This window comes from Paenibacillus sp. TAF43_2 (genome assembly GCF_052113545.1).
Taxonomy (GTDB): domain Bacteria; phylum Bacillota; class Bacilli; order Paenibacillales; family Paenibacillaceae; genus Pristimantibacillus.
This window is the reverse complement of sequence record NZ_JBFRDK010000077.1, coordinates 1-16,722: the sequence shown is the minus strand read 5'-3', so window position 1 is coordinate 16,722 and position 16,722 is coordinate 1. Positions and strand designations below refer to the sequence as shown.

General features: G+C 45.9%; 14 protein-coding genes. All 14 read left to right on the top strand.

Annotation, left to right across the window (positions count from 1 at the left end; all coding sequences use genetic code 11):
* Window positions 1-3: 3 nt before the first annotated feature.
* Window positions 4-1,416 carry a tRNA lysidine(34) synthetase TilS gene (tilS, locus tag AB4Z17_RS17410; RefSeq protein ID WP_441912654.1) on the top strand — a complete coding sequence of 471 codons (1,413 nt, stop codon included), beginning with the start codon at window positions 4-6 and terminating at the stop codon, window positions 1,414-1,416.
* A gap of 49 nt (window positions 1,417-1,465) precedes the next feature.
* Window positions 1,466-2,005: a hypoxanthine phosphoribosyltransferase gene (hpt, locus tag AB4Z17_RS17405; RefSeq protein ID WP_339205901.1), complete on the top strand. Its 540-nt coding sequence runs from the start codon at window positions 1,466-1,468 to the stop codon at window positions 2,003-2,005.
* Window positions 2,006-2,103: 98 nt separating this feature from the next.
* Window positions 2,104-4,101: an ATP-dependent zinc metalloprotease FtsH gene (ftsH, locus tag AB4Z17_RS17400; RefSeq protein ID WP_441912652.1), complete on the top strand. Its 1,998-nt coding sequence runs from the start codon at window positions 2,104-2,106 to the stop codon at window positions 4,099-4,101.
* Between the two features lie 345 nt (window positions 4,102-4,446).
* Window positions 4,447-5,502 carry a BMP family lipoprotein gene (locus AB4Z17_RS17395; protein ID WP_441961078.1) on the top strand — a complete coding sequence of 352 codons (1,056 nt, stop codon included), beginning with the start codon at window positions 4,447-4,449 and terminating at the stop codon, window positions 5,500-5,502.
* A 162-nt stretch (window positions 5,503-5,664) separates the two neighbouring features.
* The gene (locus AB4Z17_RS17390) at window positions 5,665-7,209 is read left to right on the top strand and encodes an ABC transporter ATP-binding protein (RefSeq protein WP_441961076.1); all 1,545 of its coding nucleotides are present in this window, start codon (window positions 5,665-5,667) and stop codon (window positions 7,207-7,209) included.
* Window positions 7,210-7,214: 5 nt separating this feature from the next.
* Entirely contained in the window at window positions 7,215-8,297 is a 1,083-nt protein-coding gene (locus AB4Z17_RS17385; protein ID WP_441912649.1) for an ABC transporter permease, read from the top strand.
* A gap of 1 nt (window position 8,298) precedes the next feature.
* Window positions 8,299-9,261 (top strand): ABC transporter permease, encoded by a 963-nt coding sequence (locus AB4Z17_RS17380; protein WP_441912648.1) that lies wholly within the window; start codon window positions 8,299-8,301, stop codon window positions 9,259-9,261.
* A 350-nt stretch (window positions 9,262-9,611) separates the two neighbouring features.
* Window positions 9,612-10,550: a quinolinate synthase NadA gene (gene nadA, locus AB4Z17_RS17375; RefSeq protein WP_054025832.1), complete on the top strand. Its 939-nt coding sequence runs from the start codon at window positions 9,612-9,614 to the stop codon at window positions 10,548-10,550.
* A 33-nt stretch (window positions 10,551-10,583) separates the two neighbouring features.
* Window positions 10,584-12,197: an L-aspartate oxidase gene (nadB, locus tag AB4Z17_RS17370; RefSeq protein WP_076271309.1), complete on the top strand. Its 1,614-nt coding sequence runs from the start codon at window positions 10,584-10,586 to the stop codon at window positions 12,195-12,197.
* A complete protein-coding gene (nadC, locus tag AB4Z17_RS17365; protein WP_441961074.1) occupies window positions 12,190-13,074 on the top strand; it encodes a carboxylating nicotinate-nucleotide diphosphorylase in 885 nt (294 codons plus the stop codon). The genes nadB and nadC overlap by 8 nt, the downstream gene beginning before the upstream one ends.
* Window positions 13,071-13,844, top strand: a complete 774-nt coding sequence (locus tag AB4Z17_RS17360) for a type III pantothenate kinase (protein WP_441912646.1) — start codon at window positions 13,071-13,073, stop codon at window positions 13,842-13,844. The genes nadC and AB4Z17_RS17360 overlap by 4 nt, the downstream gene beginning before the upstream one ends.
* On the top strand, window positions 13,844-14,752 hold the full coding sequence (gene hslO / locus AB4Z17_RS17355; RefSeq protein ID WP_339205908.1) for an Hsp33 family molecular chaperone HslO: 909 nt from the start codon (window positions 13,844-13,846) through the stop codon (window positions 14,750-14,752). The genes AB4Z17_RS17360 and hslO overlap by 1 nt, the downstream gene beginning before the upstream one ends.
* 17 nt (window positions 14,753-14,769) lie before the next feature.
* Window positions 14,770-15,762, top strand: a complete 993-nt coding sequence (locus AB4Z17_RS17350; RefSeq protein WP_441961072.1) for a peptidylprolyl isomerase — start codon at window positions 14,770-14,772, stop codon at window positions 15,760-15,762.
* A gap of 127 nt (window positions 15,763-15,889) precedes the next feature.
* A partial coding sequence (gene cysK / locus AB4Z17_RS17345; RefSeq protein ID WP_441961070.1) for a cysteine synthase A occupies window positions 15,890-16,722 on the top strand: 833 nt, incomplete at its 3' end.

Sequence of the window (16,722 nt, the reverse complement as noted above, 5' to 3'; positions counted from 1 at the left end):
CCTATGAATCTGCGAAACGAGCTTGAGAAAACAGCTGCAGACCGCAGGCTTTGGTCGAAAGGGGATTGTATTGTTGTAGCGGTGTCCGGAGGTCCGGATTCGATGGCGCTGCTGCATATGCTGTCTGCTGTAGCGAAGAGCAATGAAATCTCCATTATTGCAGCTCATGTGAATCACGGCTTTCGAGTAGAGGAGTCGGCGCATGAGCTGATTGTCGTTAAGCAATTTGCGGAGCAGCTAGGGGTGATTTGTGAGACGGTCACGTTCGACATGCCGTCTTATATAGAAGAAACTCGAATGAATGGACAAGCTGCCTCACGCGAGAGGCGGTACGGCTTTTTGCATGAAATCGCGACCCGATATGGAGCCTCGCGTATCGCGCTCGCCCATCATGCAGATGATCAGGCGGAAACCGTCCTTATGCGCGTCATTCGTGGGACAGGCTTAACTGGTTTGGCGGGAATTCTCAGTAAAAGAAGAGAAAAAAACGTGGAACTTATCAGGCCGCTGCTTCGTATGAACAAGTCAGACCTTCTGCGTTACTGCGAAGAACACCAAATTCCTTACTGCACGGACAGCAGTAACAAGGAACGCCATTATTTCCGAAACATCATTCGGTTAGATATTTTACCGTATTTATCAAAGCATAATCCGCACATATCCCAATCCCTTCAACGACTTGCTGAAGTAGCGGGAGCGGAAGACGAATGGATGGAGAAACAAACCGAAGCGTTATTTGCGCAGCTCGTTACGTTATCCCCCAATGATTGCGCGATAAGCTGCGACGATTTGCATGGTCTCCACGTCGCTTTACAAAGGAGATTGATTAAACTAATATTAAGTTATCTTTCTAAGGAAACGGAAAAGATATCTTTCGAGCAGATTGAGACGATGAGGCTTGCTGCTTCCGCTCATGCGCCTGCAACTTGGCGAATCGATGCTGGTGCCGGCATATGCTGCGCTCGTGAATATGATAGAATGCGGTGGATTAAAGTGCCACAGCATGTATCCAAAGAAGCGAGTGCCTATTTGTGCGAGGTGGGAAGGGATAAAGCTAGCCTGGCGATCGAGCAATGCGGGTGGACATTTGAGTTTGCTTATACATCAGCGTTAGAAAGTTGTAAGCCTGCATCGCGTTATGAAGCCTGCTTTGATGCGTCGGAACTAACGTATCCGCTCGTTGTTCGAAATCGGCAGCCGGGAGACAGAATTCAGGTTTTAGGATTAAATGGTTCGAAAAAAGTGCAAGATATGTTCGTTGACGAGAAAGTTGCTCCGCTGAAGAGAGAGCTGTATCCATTGCTGTTTGATGGGTCAGGCAAATTGCTCTGGATTCCGGGCATTCGCAGATCAAGCCATGCGCTTACGGATGTACACACAAAAGACGTGTTATTCATAAGGGCAGGCAACGAATAAGAAGCACTGGTACACTCATAAACATAGTTAAGCGTAGGGGGATTTACACTTGCAGAACGATATTCAAGAAGTATTGTACGACGCGCAGCAAATTGGTGAGAAGGTTAAGGAACTTGGTGCAACACTGAGTAAAGATTTTAATGGGCGCAATCCGCTCGTTATTTGTGTTTTGAAAGGCGCGTTTATTTTCATGGCCGATTTGGTTAAGGAAATTACGGTGCCGCTTGAAATTGATTTTATGGCTGTATCTAGCTACGGACAATCCACGAAATCATCTGGCGTTGTCAAAATTATTAAAGACCTCGATGTATCTGTCGAAGGCCGAGATGTTCTAATCGTTGAAGATATTATCGACAGCGGATTGACGCTTAGTTACCTAATTGACGTGCTAGAGCGTCGTAATGCGAAGTCTGTTACAGTTGTAACTTTGTTCGATAAGCCTGCTCGCCGTACAGTTGAATTGGAAGCAGACTATAAAGGCTTTACACTGCCTGATGAGTTTGTTGTCGGTTATGGACTGGATTATGCAGAAAAATATCGTAATCTCCCTTATATTGGTATTTTGAAGCCGCAAGTTTATCAAAAATAATTGCGATTCACCCGTACATGCCCTTCTCCGTACACCTCTATTGTTATGGAAAGTCATGATATGGTAAAATATTTTAAGCGTCTGAGAGGAGGTTGGGGATGAATCGGATCATCCGTAATACTGGTTTTTATTTAATTATCTTTTTGGTGACCGTTGGGATTTTTCAATTTATCAGCAGCCAAAATAACACGACCGTTGGATTGCGTTACGATGAACTCGTTGCAGCAATTGAGTCAGGGAATGTTAAAGAGTTAAGTGTTAAGTACGAGAACCAATCTTATTTTGTTTCCGGAAAATATAAAGTGAAACCTGCGGATGCAGAAAACGATCAATTCGTATCAAGGACTGGCGTTAGCGCTGAGCCTAAGATCGCTGAATGGTCGAAGCAGTATGGATTCGCTTATGAGACGAAGGAAATGGATCAGCCAAGCATTTGGCTTACATTCCTTACCTCCATTATTCCGTTTGTCATCATCTTTGTCCTGTTCTTCTTCTTGATGAATCAAGCTCAGGGCGGCGGCGGCAAAGTTATGAACTTTGGCAAGAGCAAAGCGCGGCTTTACGATAATGAGAAGAAGCGGATTACATTCGAAGATGTCGCTGGCGCAGACGAGGAAAAGCAAGAGCTCGTTGAGGTCGTAGACTTCTTGAAGGACCCGCGGAAATTTAATTTAGTAGGCGCTCGTATACCGAAGGGCGTATTGCTTGTTGGTCCTCCGGGTACTGGTAAAACATTGCTTGCACGTGCAGTAGCAGGCGAAGCGGGCGTGCCGTTCTTCAGCATTTCCGGTTCTGATTTTGTAGAGATGTTCGTCGGTGTCGGTGCATCCCGTGTACGCGACTTGTTTGAGAACGCGAAGAAAAATGCTCCTTGTATCATCTTTATCGATGAGATTGATGCGGTAGGTCGTCAACGTGGCGCTGGTCTAGGCGGCGGACATGATGAACGTGAGCAAACGCTCAACCAATTGCTCGTTGAAATGGATGGCTTTGGTGCCAACGAAGGTATTATTATTATTGCAGCAACAAACCGTCCGGATATCCTTGATCCAGCGCTTCTGCGTCCAGGCCGTTTTGACCGTCAAATTACGGTTGACCGTCCAGACCTTAAGGGCCGCGAAGCGGTGCTTAAAGTACATGCGCGCAATAAGCCGCTATCCAAGGATGTTAAGCTTGAAGTTATCGCAAGACGTACAACAGGCTTTAGTGGCGCTGATTTAGAAAACTTACTTAATGAAGCAGCGCTCCTAGCTGCGCGTCGTAATAAGAAAGATATCGCCATGGTTGAAGTGGATGATGCGATTGACCGAATCATTGTTGGTACGGAGAAGAAAAGCCGTGTTGTCAGTGATCGTGAGAAACGTATTGTTGCTTACCATGAAGCAGGCCATACGATTGCAGGCTTCTTCTTGGAGCATGCGGATATGGTGCATAAGGTTACGATTATTCCTCGCGGACGTGCTGGCGGATATGTCATCATGCTTCCAAAAGAAGATCGTATGCTTGTAACGAAACAGGAGCTTCTGGACAAAATCACTGGTTTGCTTGCAGGCCGTGTAGCAGAGGAACTGTTTATTGGTGAAATTGGTACAGGTGCATATAGCGACTTTAAACAAGCGACAGGCATCGTACGCAGTATGATCATGGAATACGGTATGAGTGATAAGCTTGGACCAATGCAATTCGGCAGTTCACAAGGCCAAGTATTCCTTGGACGCGATATTGGACATGAGCAGAACTACTCCGATGCCATTGCATACGAGATAGATCAGGAAATGCAATCCATAATCACAGGCTGTTACGATCGTGCGAAGAAGCTATTGACAGAGAAGAGCAAAGAAATGCATTTGATTGCTCAAACGCTGCTTAATGAAGAAACGCTCGAAATGGATCAAATCAAACGTTTGGTTGAGACTGGTACTTTGGAAGGCGGTCCTTCTACTGATGCAGTTGAAACGAATGAGCCGACAACCGAGCCTATTATTGAGACGGTTGGAGACGTAAAGGTGCGCATCCAAACTCGTGATCAGGACGAAGCGAAAGCTCCGAACCTTGAGAAACGCGATCTAACAGAAGATCCAGATAAGAACGAATAGTATTTTATGGATATTTGTTAACGATAGTCGCTTTGCTACTTGTATAGAGTAGCGGGCGACTATTTTTTTCTTTATTAATGTTCGGATTTAGCCTATAATACGTGTATAAACCTCAGATGAAAAACAGAAATGCTCACATGGAGGTTTTGTCTATATTGGTCATACATTACATATATGTTACATGACGACGGTCATAACGTTTTTATGTCACTTTAACTGACATAAGTTATTGACGTTTATTTTTTTGTAACTATAATGAAATAATAGCGACCAGTATCAGCAAGAATAAGAATGTAACAGGGGTTGCCAAGCAACACAAAAATTAGAGCAGGGGAGAAAACACGCATGAAAAAGACATTTAGCTTTATGCTTGTAATGATGATCGCGTTGACACTAGTGTTGTCAGCTTGTGGTGCAAAGAAAAACAACGAGGGCGGCACGAACGGAGATAAAGGTACTACGCCTGCTGTTGAAAACGATGGTACTGGAAAAGGCAAGAAGATTGGTATGGTTACTGATGTTGGCGGCGTACACGATAAATCCTTTAACCAAAGTGCATGGGAAGCTCTTCAGAAAGTAACTGCTGAGACTGGCGCGGAAACGAAGTTCTTGGAAAGTAAAGGCGAAGCAGACATGGAGCCGAACCTAAACAGCTTCGTTAAAGAAGGATATGACCTTACTTGGGGTATCGGTTTCTTGTTTAATGATGCACTAAGCAAAGTGGCTAAAGAAAATCCAGATGCTAAGCTAGCAGTAATTGACAGCGTAGTTGAAGCGCCAAACGTTGCTTCTATTACTTTCGCTGAAAACGAAGGATCTTTCCTTGTTGGTGTCGTTGCAGGCTTGATGACAAAAACAAATAAAGTTGGATTCGTAGGCGGTATGGATATTCCGGTTATCAAAAAATTTGAAGCTGGATTTAAAGCGGGCGTTGCTGCGGTTAAACCAGATGCAACAGTAAAAGTAGAATACGCTGGTGAGTTCGGTAAACCTGACCTTGGTAAGTTGRCTGCTTCGACAATGTACGATGGCGGCGTTGATATTATTTTCCACGCGGCAGGTGCAACGGGTAATGGTGTGTTCAATGAAGGTAAAGCACGTAAAGACAATGGTGAAAACGTTTGGGTTATTGGTGTAGATAAAGACCAATCACTTGAGTTCGGTGATGAAATTACACTAACGTCCATGATGAAGGGCGTTGAAACTGCTGTTCATAAAGTATCCAAAGATCTACTCGCTGGAACATGGGCTGGCGGAACTGTACAAGAGCTAGGTTTGAAAGACGATGCAGTAGGCTTGCCAGAAACATCTAAGAAAAACGTTCCAGCTGATGTTCTTGCTGAAGTAGAGAAATACAAAGCAAAAATCGTTAGCGGTGAAATTAAAGTACCTACTGAATAGTTTTCTCCATTCAATGGTATCCTTTGATTGAGGATCGTTTGTTGATGAATCAGACAAGACCGGCTTCGGCCGGTCTTTGTTCTTTGTTGGGATAAGTAAGTGCTTTTAATGTCAAATTTTTTATGCATATTCAAGCAGTAAAAACCGGGGAGATGATGAGGAATGGACCGGAGCAAGGCGGCTGTACAGTTAAAGGGAATTACAAAGCGGTTTCCCGGATTGGTAGCTAACGATTCCATAAATTTTGAATTGAAGAAAGGTCAGATTCATGCGTTGCTTGGCGAGAATGGCGCAGGAAAATCGACCCTAATGAACATTGTGTTCGGACTATATCAACCGGACGAGGGCGAGATTTGGGTTAATGGTGAGAAAACAGTCATTGAGGGTGCCTCTAAAGCAATTGACCTTGGCATCGGCATGGTTCATCAACATTTTAAACTCGTACAGCCTTTTACCGTTGCTGAAAATATTGTGCTTGGCAATGAGCCTGTCAAAGGTATGAAAATCGACTACAAGCTCGCTAATGAGAAGGTTCGGGCGATATCTGAACGTTATGGTCTGAATGTAGACCCTCAGGCGCGAATTAAAGATATTACAGTAGGCATGCAGCAGCGTGTTGAAATTCTGAAAACGTTGTATCGCGGCGCTGAAATCGTTATTTTTGATGAGCCGACAGCTGTTTTGACGGTGCAGGAAATTGAGGAGCTAATCGAAATCATTCGCAACCTGGCTGCTGAAGGAAAGTCGATTATTATCATTACGCATAAATTGAAAGAAGTCATGGCTCTTGCAGATGCTGTAACCGTTATTCGACGCGGCAAGGTTATCAAGACAGTGACCACAGATGAGACGAATGAGCAGCAGCTTGCGGAATTAATGGTCGGCAGGGACGTATCCTTCGAGGTGAAGAAGACGAAGAACGAGCCTGGCGAAGTTATTTTATCTGTGGATGGATTGCAGATGAAAGGTGATCAAGGCAAAAATGTATTGGATGGTACCACCTTCAACATTCGTGCAGGAGAGATTTTTGGCATAGCCGGTGTTGATGGCAATGGTCAAAGCGAGCTCATTTATGCTATAACAGGTATGCGCAAGCTGGACGGCGGCAGCGTTAAGCTGAATGGCAAGGATATGACAAATCATTCTCCACGCCAAATATCGGTTGCTGGAGTAGGGCATATACCAGAGGATCGGCATAAGCATGGGCTGGTGCTTGATTTCTCAGTCAGTGAGAATATGATATTGAATACGTATTTTGAGCCGGAATTCGGCCGTTCTATGTTTATTGATTACAACAGCATGGACAAGCTGTCTGAAAAGCTTGTTAACGAATTTGATGTTCGCTCATCAGGTATTCATACGCATGCTCGTCAGCTGTCTGGAGGAAACCAGCAGAAGGCTATTATAGCACGGGAGCTTCATAAAGATCCTGATTTGCTGATTGCGGTTCAGCCTACACGCGGCCTCGACATCGGCGCAATCGAATTTGTGCACAAGCGGTTGGTACAAGCTCGTAACGAAGGAAAAGCGATTTTACTCGTTTCATTTGAGCTTGATGAGCTGTATGCATTGTCCGATCGAATTGCGGTCATGTATGAAGGCAAGCTAATGGGTGAGGTTGATGCTGAGCAAAGAGATGATCAGCAGCTTGGACTTATGATGGCTGGTAACAAAATAGCTGTACCTGCATCAGAGGGGAGAGGATAGCGTATATGGAAACCTTGAAAAAAATATTTAATAAATCGTCTATCCTTGTTCCTATAGTATCAATCGTTCTTGGTTTTGTGGTTGGAGCCATTGCCATGCTTGCTGGAGGGTTCGATCCGATTCTAGCGTACACTTCTTTAATCAATAAGCTGTTTAGCACTCCTTACAATATGGGAGAAGCGGTTCGAGCAATTACACCATTGATCTTTACAGGTTTAGCCGTTTCCTTCGCTTTCCGTACAGGCCTATTCAATATCGGTGTAGAGGGACAATTTGTAATGGGCATGACTGGCGCGACAATCGTAGGCGTGCTGCTTGACCTGCCATGGTATATACATGCGCCTCTAGCTGTAATTACGGGTGCTGTATTCGGCGGCCTATGGGCGGGTATTGCTGGTTACTTGAAAGCGAAGCGTGGAGTAAATGAAGTTATTTCATCCATCATGCTGAATTGGATCGCATTGTTCCTCTCCAATTTTATCATTGCGAAGTTTCTTGTTGAGAAAGGCCAGCAGAAGTCGATGCCGGTTCATGAATCAGCTATGGTGAAAATTGATTGGCTTATTAAATTGACAGACAACGCTCGTATGCATTGGGGAACAATTATTGCGCTCATTTGTATCGTTGTGTTTTATTTCGTGTTATGGCGTACGAAACAAGGCTACGAGCTTCGTGCTGTTGGACATAATCCGGATGCAGCGTTATATGCGGGTATGAACGTTAACGTAACGATGGTTAAGTCGATGTTTATAAGCGGCGTGTTCGCTGGTCTGGGCGGCGTGTTTGAAATTTTAGGCGTGTTCGGCAACCAGACCGTTATGGCCGCTTCTCCGGGCTATGGGTTTGATGGTATTGCGGTAGCGCTCCTTGGCGGCAATACGCCGATTGGTGTATTCCTTGGCGCAATCTTATTCGGTGGACTCAGCTACGGTTCAGCAGGCATGAGCTTTGGTGCGGGTGTTCCTCCTGAGGTCGTGCGTATCGTAATCGGCGCCGTTATTTTCTTCGTTGCTTCGCATGGATTGGTGAAGTGGTTCTTAAAGCCTTTTCTAAATAAACGTGCAAGCAAGCGGAAGGAGGCGGTGTAGGATGAACGTGCTAGACATCATTGGACAACTTATTAATACAACGCTCGTGTTCTCCACCGCGCTCATTTTTACAGCGCTTGGCGGTATGTACTCAGAGCGCTCAGGTGTTGTGAACATCGGACTAGAGGGCTTGATGGTTTCAGGAGCATTTGCCGCGGCAGTTGCAACGGAGTATGCGATACAAGCTGGCTTAGGCAGTGCTTCACCGTGGATTGGTTTTATAGCTGCAGCTATTTATGGTACGTTATTTGCTTTATTGCATGCGATATCCACGATCACGTTCCGTGCGGATCAAACCGTCGTCGGTGTCGTTATTAACATCCTATCGCTTGGCTTATCGCTTTACTTAACCAAAAGCCTTTATGATGGATCAGGTCAAACGCCGCTTTTGGCTAATGTATTTCACAAAGTGAAAATACCTTATTTATCAGATATTCCGTTGCTCGGGAAAGCTATTTTTACCGCGTATCCGACGACGTATATTGTTCTAGCTATCGCAGTAATCAGTTATTTCGTTTTGTTCCACACGCCGTTTGGCTTGCGTCTGCGTGCAGTGGGCGAACATCCGAGCTCTGCGGATACCGTTGGTATCAGCGTAACAAAATACCGTTATATCGGCGTATTGCTCAGCGGCGCGCTTGCTGGTCTTGGCGGTGCGACAATTACATTGACGACGACAAGCAGCTTTGCGCATAATACGATTTCTGGGCAAGGATTTATTGCGCTCGCAGCACTGATTTTCGGCAAATGGAATCCGCTTGGCGTTGTAGGAGCAGCAATGTTCTTCGGTCTAGCTCAGGCGCTTAGAAGCTTTGCACAGCGCTTTGAATTCTCGCAGCACATTCCAGTTGAATTTTTCTACATGCTGCCATACGTTTTGACTTTGATCGTTTTGGCAGGAGCTGTTGGTCGTTCAAATGCGCCATCAGCGCTTGGTCAACCTTACGATCCAGCAAAAAGATAATTCAAAATGGTCTCTCTCCATCGCGGAGAGAGACTTTTTTTATTTCGTTGCTAATACAAGTGATGACGGAGGTCGCGATTATATAGTAAAAAAGGTTCATTTACGAAGAATGTGAGTGAGATACAGCGATCAAAATAATTTATTTTAAATTGCTGCCTTAAAAAGGCCTTTAACGCATTGACAGTAGCATCTACCGCGTGTAAATTAAAACTTAATCAAATGAATTTATCCCTTTTGGTTTAAACTATAGGTAAGCGACTTTCTAAGTTTGTGCATCAATTCACAAAGTTCAGCTTGCCGTATAACGGAATGGGTTATCGCCCATCCCTCATAAGAGGAGAGGATCTACTGTGGAAGCACTGGCACTGGAACGCAAGGCGGAGCAAAACCGAGAGCTGCGTGAACGGTTGTTACAGTTGAAGAAAGAACGGAATGCTATCATTTTAGCTCATTATTATCAACGTGATGAAATTCAAGAGGTAGCTGATTTCCGTGGAGATTCCTTCCTGCTTGCGCAGAAGGCTGCACAAACGGATGCTGAAGTTATTGTTTTTTGCGGCGTTCACTTTATGGGTGAGAGCGCAAAAATTTTGGCTCCTAATAAAACCGTTATCATTCCCGACGAGCGTGCGGGCTGTCCGATGGCCGACATGGTAAGTGTTGATGGCTTGCGTAAGCTGAAAGCGCAGCACCCGAATGCAAAGGTCGTTACTTACATTAACTCGTCTGCTGAGATCAAAGCGGAGACTGATATTTGCTGCACATCTGCAAATGCGGTTAAAGTTGTCAATTCGGTTGAAGGCGACGAGATCATCTGGGTACCAGATAAGAACCTAGGCCACTATGTGCAGCAGAATACCGATAAGAAAATGATTATCTGGGAAGGTTACTGCAATACGCACGATATGCTGACGGTTAAAGACGTAGAAGAAATGAAAGCGAAATATCCTAATGCGCAATTCGTTGTGCATCCGGAATGTCGTCCTGAAGTCGTTGAGCTAGGCGACTTTGTAGGCAGTACAACCGCTATTATTAAATATTGTAAAGAATCAGATTGCCAAGAATTTATCGTGGGAACAGAAGATGGCACTGGCTATCAGCTTCGTTTAGACAGCCCAGGTAAAACTTTTCATTTTGCATCTAAATATTTGGTGTGCCCTAACATGAAAGTAAATAATTTGAAGAAGCTAGTGAAATGCTTGGAAACGATGCAGCCTCAAATCTACGTACCGCCACATGTTGCAGATCAAGCCCGTTTATCCTTGGAGCGCATGCTACTCGTGAAGTAGTATGCGCTGCTTCTACGCTTGGAGGAGCCAATGATGATTCCTAGATATTTAGTCGATGTGCAGTTAAGTGAGCTGCCTGTTATAGAAAAAGATGTGATTGTAATTGGGGCCGGCATTGCCGGTCTTTTTACCGCTATACGAGCAAGTGAAAACAATTCTGTCCTCATGATTACGAAAAAATCGCTGCTCGACAGCAATACGCGTTATGCGCAGGGCGGTATCGCTGCGGTTATTTCGGATGAGGATTCGCCGGCTTACCATAGACAAGATACACTCGTAGCGGGTGCAGGCTTATGTTCTAATGAAGCGGTTGATGTACTCGTTCATGAGGGACCCAAAGGTGTTCGCAGCTTAATAAAGATGGGAACGCAATTTGATCTGGAGAATGGCGAGTTTGCGCTTACGAAGGAAGGAGCGCATAGCCAGCGGCGTATTTTGCATGCTAACGGGGATGCTACAGGTTTTGAGATTGTACGAGCATTGTCCGAAACAGCTATTGCCAATCCTAAAATTGAAGTTTGGGACGACCATTTTGTTATTGATTTGGTTACACAGGACGGCGAATGCTGTGGTGTCATTGTACAGAAGCCGAGCGGTGCGCGGTTGTTTGTAAGAGGCAAAGCCGTCATTTTGAGCTCAGGCGGGGCTGGCCAGTTGTACCGTTACACGACAAATCCTGAGGTTGCTACAGGAGACGGCATTGCGATGGCTTATCGAGCAGGGGCATACATACAGGATGTCGAGTTTATTCAGTTCCACCCTACCTCTCTATGTTATCCAGGTGCGCCAAGGTTTTTGATATCAGAGGCTGTGCGCGGCGAAGGGGCGTATCTTCGTAATATTAAAGGAGAGCGCTTCATGGAACGCTACCATGAACAGCTGGAGCTGGCACCGCGCGATGTTGTGGCGAGAGCCATCGTCAGTGAAATGGAAGAGACGAAATCGACTTTCGTTTATATTGATATTACACATGAATCACCGGAAATGGTGAAGCACCGTTTTCCTACTATATATGAATATTGCTTAAAATACGGCCTCGACTTGACGTCGGACTGGATTCCGGTTGCACCAGCTATGCATTATATGATGGGCGGAGTGAAAACCGACCTAAATGGGGAAACGAATATAAAGCGTTTATTCGCTTGTGGCGAAGTTTCCTCAACAGGTGTACACGGCGCTAATCGATTAGCGAGCAATTCGCTTTCCGAGGCCATTGTATTTGGCAGAAGAATTGTAAAACGAATCGACGAGCTTCCGAGTCTTACGATTCAGCCTATTATTAGTAATGAGATAGAACGAAGCAGTACATCAATCCAAGCTGTCGTAGAAAGACGGCTTAAGCTGCAAAAGATCATGGTCCGTTATGCTGGCTTGCGCCGCGATGCAAGTGGTCTTATGAAAGGTCTTGAGGAATTGAAACGGCAGTTGCCTATCTATCAATCCGTTCTGACGGGGCGTGAGGAATACGAATTTGCTAATCTGCTCACCTGTGCCCTGCTGACTACGGAAGCTGCACTCTCTCGGGAGGAAAGTCGTGGTGCGCATTTCCGAGAGGATTTCCCGGTACGCGATGATGCAATGTGGAGAAAGCATACGGTGTTACACCGTCTATATGGATTGACGGAGGAGCGAATAGAGGATGTTTGAATGGATGGCAGGCGGTTATAATGCGGCAGTACGCGAGCAAATTCGCGGATGGCTTGCAGAGGATATAGGCAGTGGGGATATTACGACCGAAACGACGATTCCAAGGGACTCGCGTTCCAAAGCGGTTATCCATGTGAAGGAAAGCGGTATAATTGCAGGGCTTCCGATTGCGAAGCTCGTATTTGAGGTTGTTGATTCGTCACTTGTCTTTGATTCCAAAGTACAGGATGGCGAGTATGTAAACAAGGGTACGGTTATCGCCACCGTAGAGGGCAGTACGCATAGCCTATTAACCGGAGAGCGACTTGCGCTTAACTTAATGCAACGGCTGTCTGGCATTGCGACTAAGACACGTTCTTTCATCAATGCGCTTGATGGATTGCCGGTTCGGCTTGTCGATACTCGCAAGACAACCCCAGGCCATCGGATGCTGGAGAAGTATGCAGTGCGTGTGGGGGGCGGCGCTAACCACCGATTCGGTTTATACGATGCAGTTATGATTAAAGATAACCATATTAAAGGCTCTGGCGGCATTCGTGCTGCGGTTGAAGCTGCGCGCAGTAAAATTCCACACACAATGAAGATTGAAGTAGAGACAGAATCGTTAGTGCAAGTGGACGAAGCGCTTGCTTGTGGCGCGGACATTATTATGCTGGACAATATGTCTACAGACTTGATGAAGGAATGTGTAGCTCGAATTAAAGCAGCTTCTCCTCACGTTATCGTAGAAGCATCTGGTGGTGTCTCTTTAGAAACCGTTAAAGGTATTGCAGCTTGCGGCGTTGATGTCATTTCGGTAGGCGGATTGACTTATTCCTTCCATGCGCTCGATATTAGCTTGGATTTGAATGAGAAGAAGGGTGGGGAGTCGCTTTGATCCTCGTCATTGATGTTGGAAATACGAATATTGTGTTAGGTATCTATAAAGGAAAAGAACTTTTGCACCATTGGCGGCTGAGCACTAATCGTTCTGCTACAGTAGATGAATACGGCATTAACATTCATAATCTGTTTCATTATGCGGGCGTGAAGCTGGAGCAAATGGAAGGCGTCATTATTTCATCGGTTGTTCCGCCTTTGATGCGGACGCTCGAGCAGCTTTGTCTCAAATATTTGCGTAAAGTTCCTCTAATCGTAGGGCCTGGCGTCAAAACCGGATTAAACATCCGCTATGAGAATCCGCGTGAGGTTGGGGCTGATCGGATCGTCAATTCGGTGGCGGGCATCGTAAAATACGGCTCACCGCTTATTGTTGTTGATTTCGGTACAGCAACGACCTTTGACTATATTGATGAAGGCGGCAATTACTTGGGCGGTGCCATCGTGCCGGGTATCGGCATTTCTACCGAAGCGCTTTATCAGCGCGCCGCTAAGCTGCCGCGTATTGAGCTTGTGAAGCCGAAGAGTGTCATTGGACGCAATCCTGTGACATCGATGCAGGCTGGCATTATTTTTGGATACGCAGGACAGGTTGACGGTATTGTTAAACGGATACGCACAGAATTTGGTGTCACACCACGTGTAATCGCAACCGGCGGCTTAGCTGAGTTAATCGCTGCTGAATCGGAAACGATAGAAGAGGTTGATCCGCTGCTCACACTTGAAGGATTGAGAATTATATATGAACGCAATCAGGAGGGATTTTGATGGAAAATCAGCTGAAGGACGTGCTGGTGCGAGGGACGGCATGGAATGGCAAGATTCGAGTGTTCGCGGCTCGCACGACTCAGCTTGTTGAAGAGCTTCGCCAAAGGCATGGTACATATCCAACGGCTACTGCAGCGTTAGGACGTACATTAACAGCAGGTGCTATTATGGGCGCTATGCTGAAAGGACAAGAAAAACTGACGATTCAAGTAAAGGGCGACGGTCCAATCGGCCAGATCGTTGTTGATGCCAATGCAGACGGAGAGGTTCGTGGATACGTTGATCATCCTGAAGTGCATTTGGCAAGCAACGCACTGGGCAAGCTTGACGTAGCAGGAGCTGTCGGGCGCACTGGTTATCTTCATATTACAAAGGATTTAGGGATGAAGGAACCATACCGTGGCAGTATTCCGATTGTATCGGGTGAACTTGGCGAGGATTTCACATACTATTTTGCGGTCTCCGAACAGACGCCTTCGGCGGTTGGCCTTGGCGTCTTGGTGGATACAGATAATTCGGTGCTGCATGCCGGCGGGTTTATCGTTCAGCTTATGCCTGGTTTGACGGACGATGAGATTACAAAACTGGAGCAAGCGGTTGGATCGATGCCGCCTGTAACGACTTTGCTTGATCAAGGAGAGTCACCGGAGGGGCTGCTGCGCCGGATTGTAGGCGAAGATGGCGACCTTCACATTCACGATACGATGGACTTGAAGTTTCAATGCTTCTGTTCCTCCGAGCGTGTAGAGCAGACACTTCTCAGTTTAGGTGAGCATGAGCTGCAACAAATTATTGATGAAGATGGAAAAGCGGAAGTCGTTTGCCAATTTTGCAACGAAGCGTATACATTTGAACGGGCTCAGCTAAAGCTGCTGCTTGAACAAGCGAAACCAAAGCCGATCCAATAATCGGAGGCATTAGGGCAATGAGGAAATACGAGGTGCTGAAGGCCGTTGTCATCCTTCAAGCCGTATGCATGGTGGTATTATCGGTAGTCGTCGTAATTAGAGTGTGGCCGGGTCATGATCGACAGCTGGATAATCAGCAGCCAACGAATGTCGGCAGTGGGGAAGAAACGGCTGAACCAAGCAAGCCAGGCCAAACACCAACAAATCAATCGGATGGTAGTCGTGTTATCGCTAAAGTGGGCAAGGAAAACATTACGCTTGCAGATTTGGRAGGTGAGCTTCATTCGCAATATGGAGCTGCCGTTCTGCGCACGTTAATGGTCCGCAAAGCGATTGATTTAGAAGCTGCAGCCTCTGAGCTAAGCATACTTGCAGAAGAGCAAAGCCGTGAGCTTGATAAAATGATTGAAGGCTACGATAGTGAAGAACGTTTTTTTGAAGTCATGCAGGAGCAATTAGGCATGAGCCGGGAACAGGTGTTGGAGGACTTGCATTACCGCTTGCTTCTGGAGAAAATCGTCGTGCGAAGCATTCATGTTTCAGATGAAGAGGTTGAACGCTATATAACCGATCATCCTGAGGAATTTGATGAGAAAATGCAGCTGCATCTGCAATGGATTATAACGGAGACGATGAAGGAAGCTAACTCCGTGATGGGGCTTTTATCGGATGGCGAGGATTTTGCTGAGATGGCACGTTCCTATTCCATTGATTCTTTTACGGCAGATACAGGCGGCGATCTCGGCTTGATTGATAAAGATGACCCATTCTATAACCGCGAAATGATGGAAACAGCCAGTCGTTTGCGGGTAGCTGAAATTGCTGGTCCGATTAAGGTAGATGGGGGTTATGCGGTTATTCGTCTTATCGAACGCCAAATGACAACGAATATGTCGGGCGGCAGGCTGCAAGATACCGTACGCAAGCAGCTGGCGCTTGAACGTGCTGACTCATTGACCAAAATTGAGGATAAGCTGCTAGAGAAATATGATGCTGTGAAAACAGAATAGCTTTGCCCGGTGCTGCGTTTTCAGTGGAGAGTTAAAGTCACTATTGACAACGGATGCAAGAGATTGTTAAGATGTAATTAGTGAAAATACCAACTGAATTAGTCGGAATAAGGAGGCAGTTATTTCCATGGCCAAAATTGTACAAAGTGTTCTAGATCTTATCGGTGACACTCCGCTTGTTCGTTTAAACCGTCTCGTGCCTGAGGGCAGTGCAGAAGTTTATGTGAAACTTGAATATCAAAATCCAGGTGCAAGTGTAAAAGACCGTATTGCAATCAGTATGATTGAGGTAGCTGAGCAAGAGGGAATCATAAAACCAGGCGATACTATTATTGAGCCTACTAGTGGAAATACAGGAATTGGACTAGCACTTGTAGCAGCTGCAAAAGGCTATAAGGCTATTCTTGTTATGCCTGAAACGATGAGTATTGAGCGTCGCAACCTGCTTCGCGCTTACGGTGCAGAGCTTGTATTGACGCCAGGTTCTGAAGGTATGAACGGTGCTGTTCGCAAAGCGGAAGAACTAGCTGCTGAGAACACGAACTACTTCCTGCCGCAACAATTCAAAAACCAAGCAAACGTTAAGGTTCACCGCGAAACGACAGGTCCTGAGATCGTCGAAGCGATCAACTCCCTTGATGGCAAGCTTGATGCGTTCGTAGCCGGTATCGGAACTGGCGGAACGATTTCAGGTACTGGTGAAGTGCTTAAGAAAAACTTCGACGGTATTAAAATTTACGCGGTAGAGCCTGCTGCTTCACCGATCCTCTCTGGCGGCAAACCGGGTGCTCACAAAATTCAAGGTATCGGCGCAAACTTTGTTCCTGATATTTTGAACCGTGATATCTACGACGCTGTCATTACAATTGAGAACGAAGATGCGYTTGAATACGCTCGTCGTGCAGCGAAAGAAGAAGGCATTCTTTGCGGAATTTCCTCTGGCGCAGCGATCTATGCGGC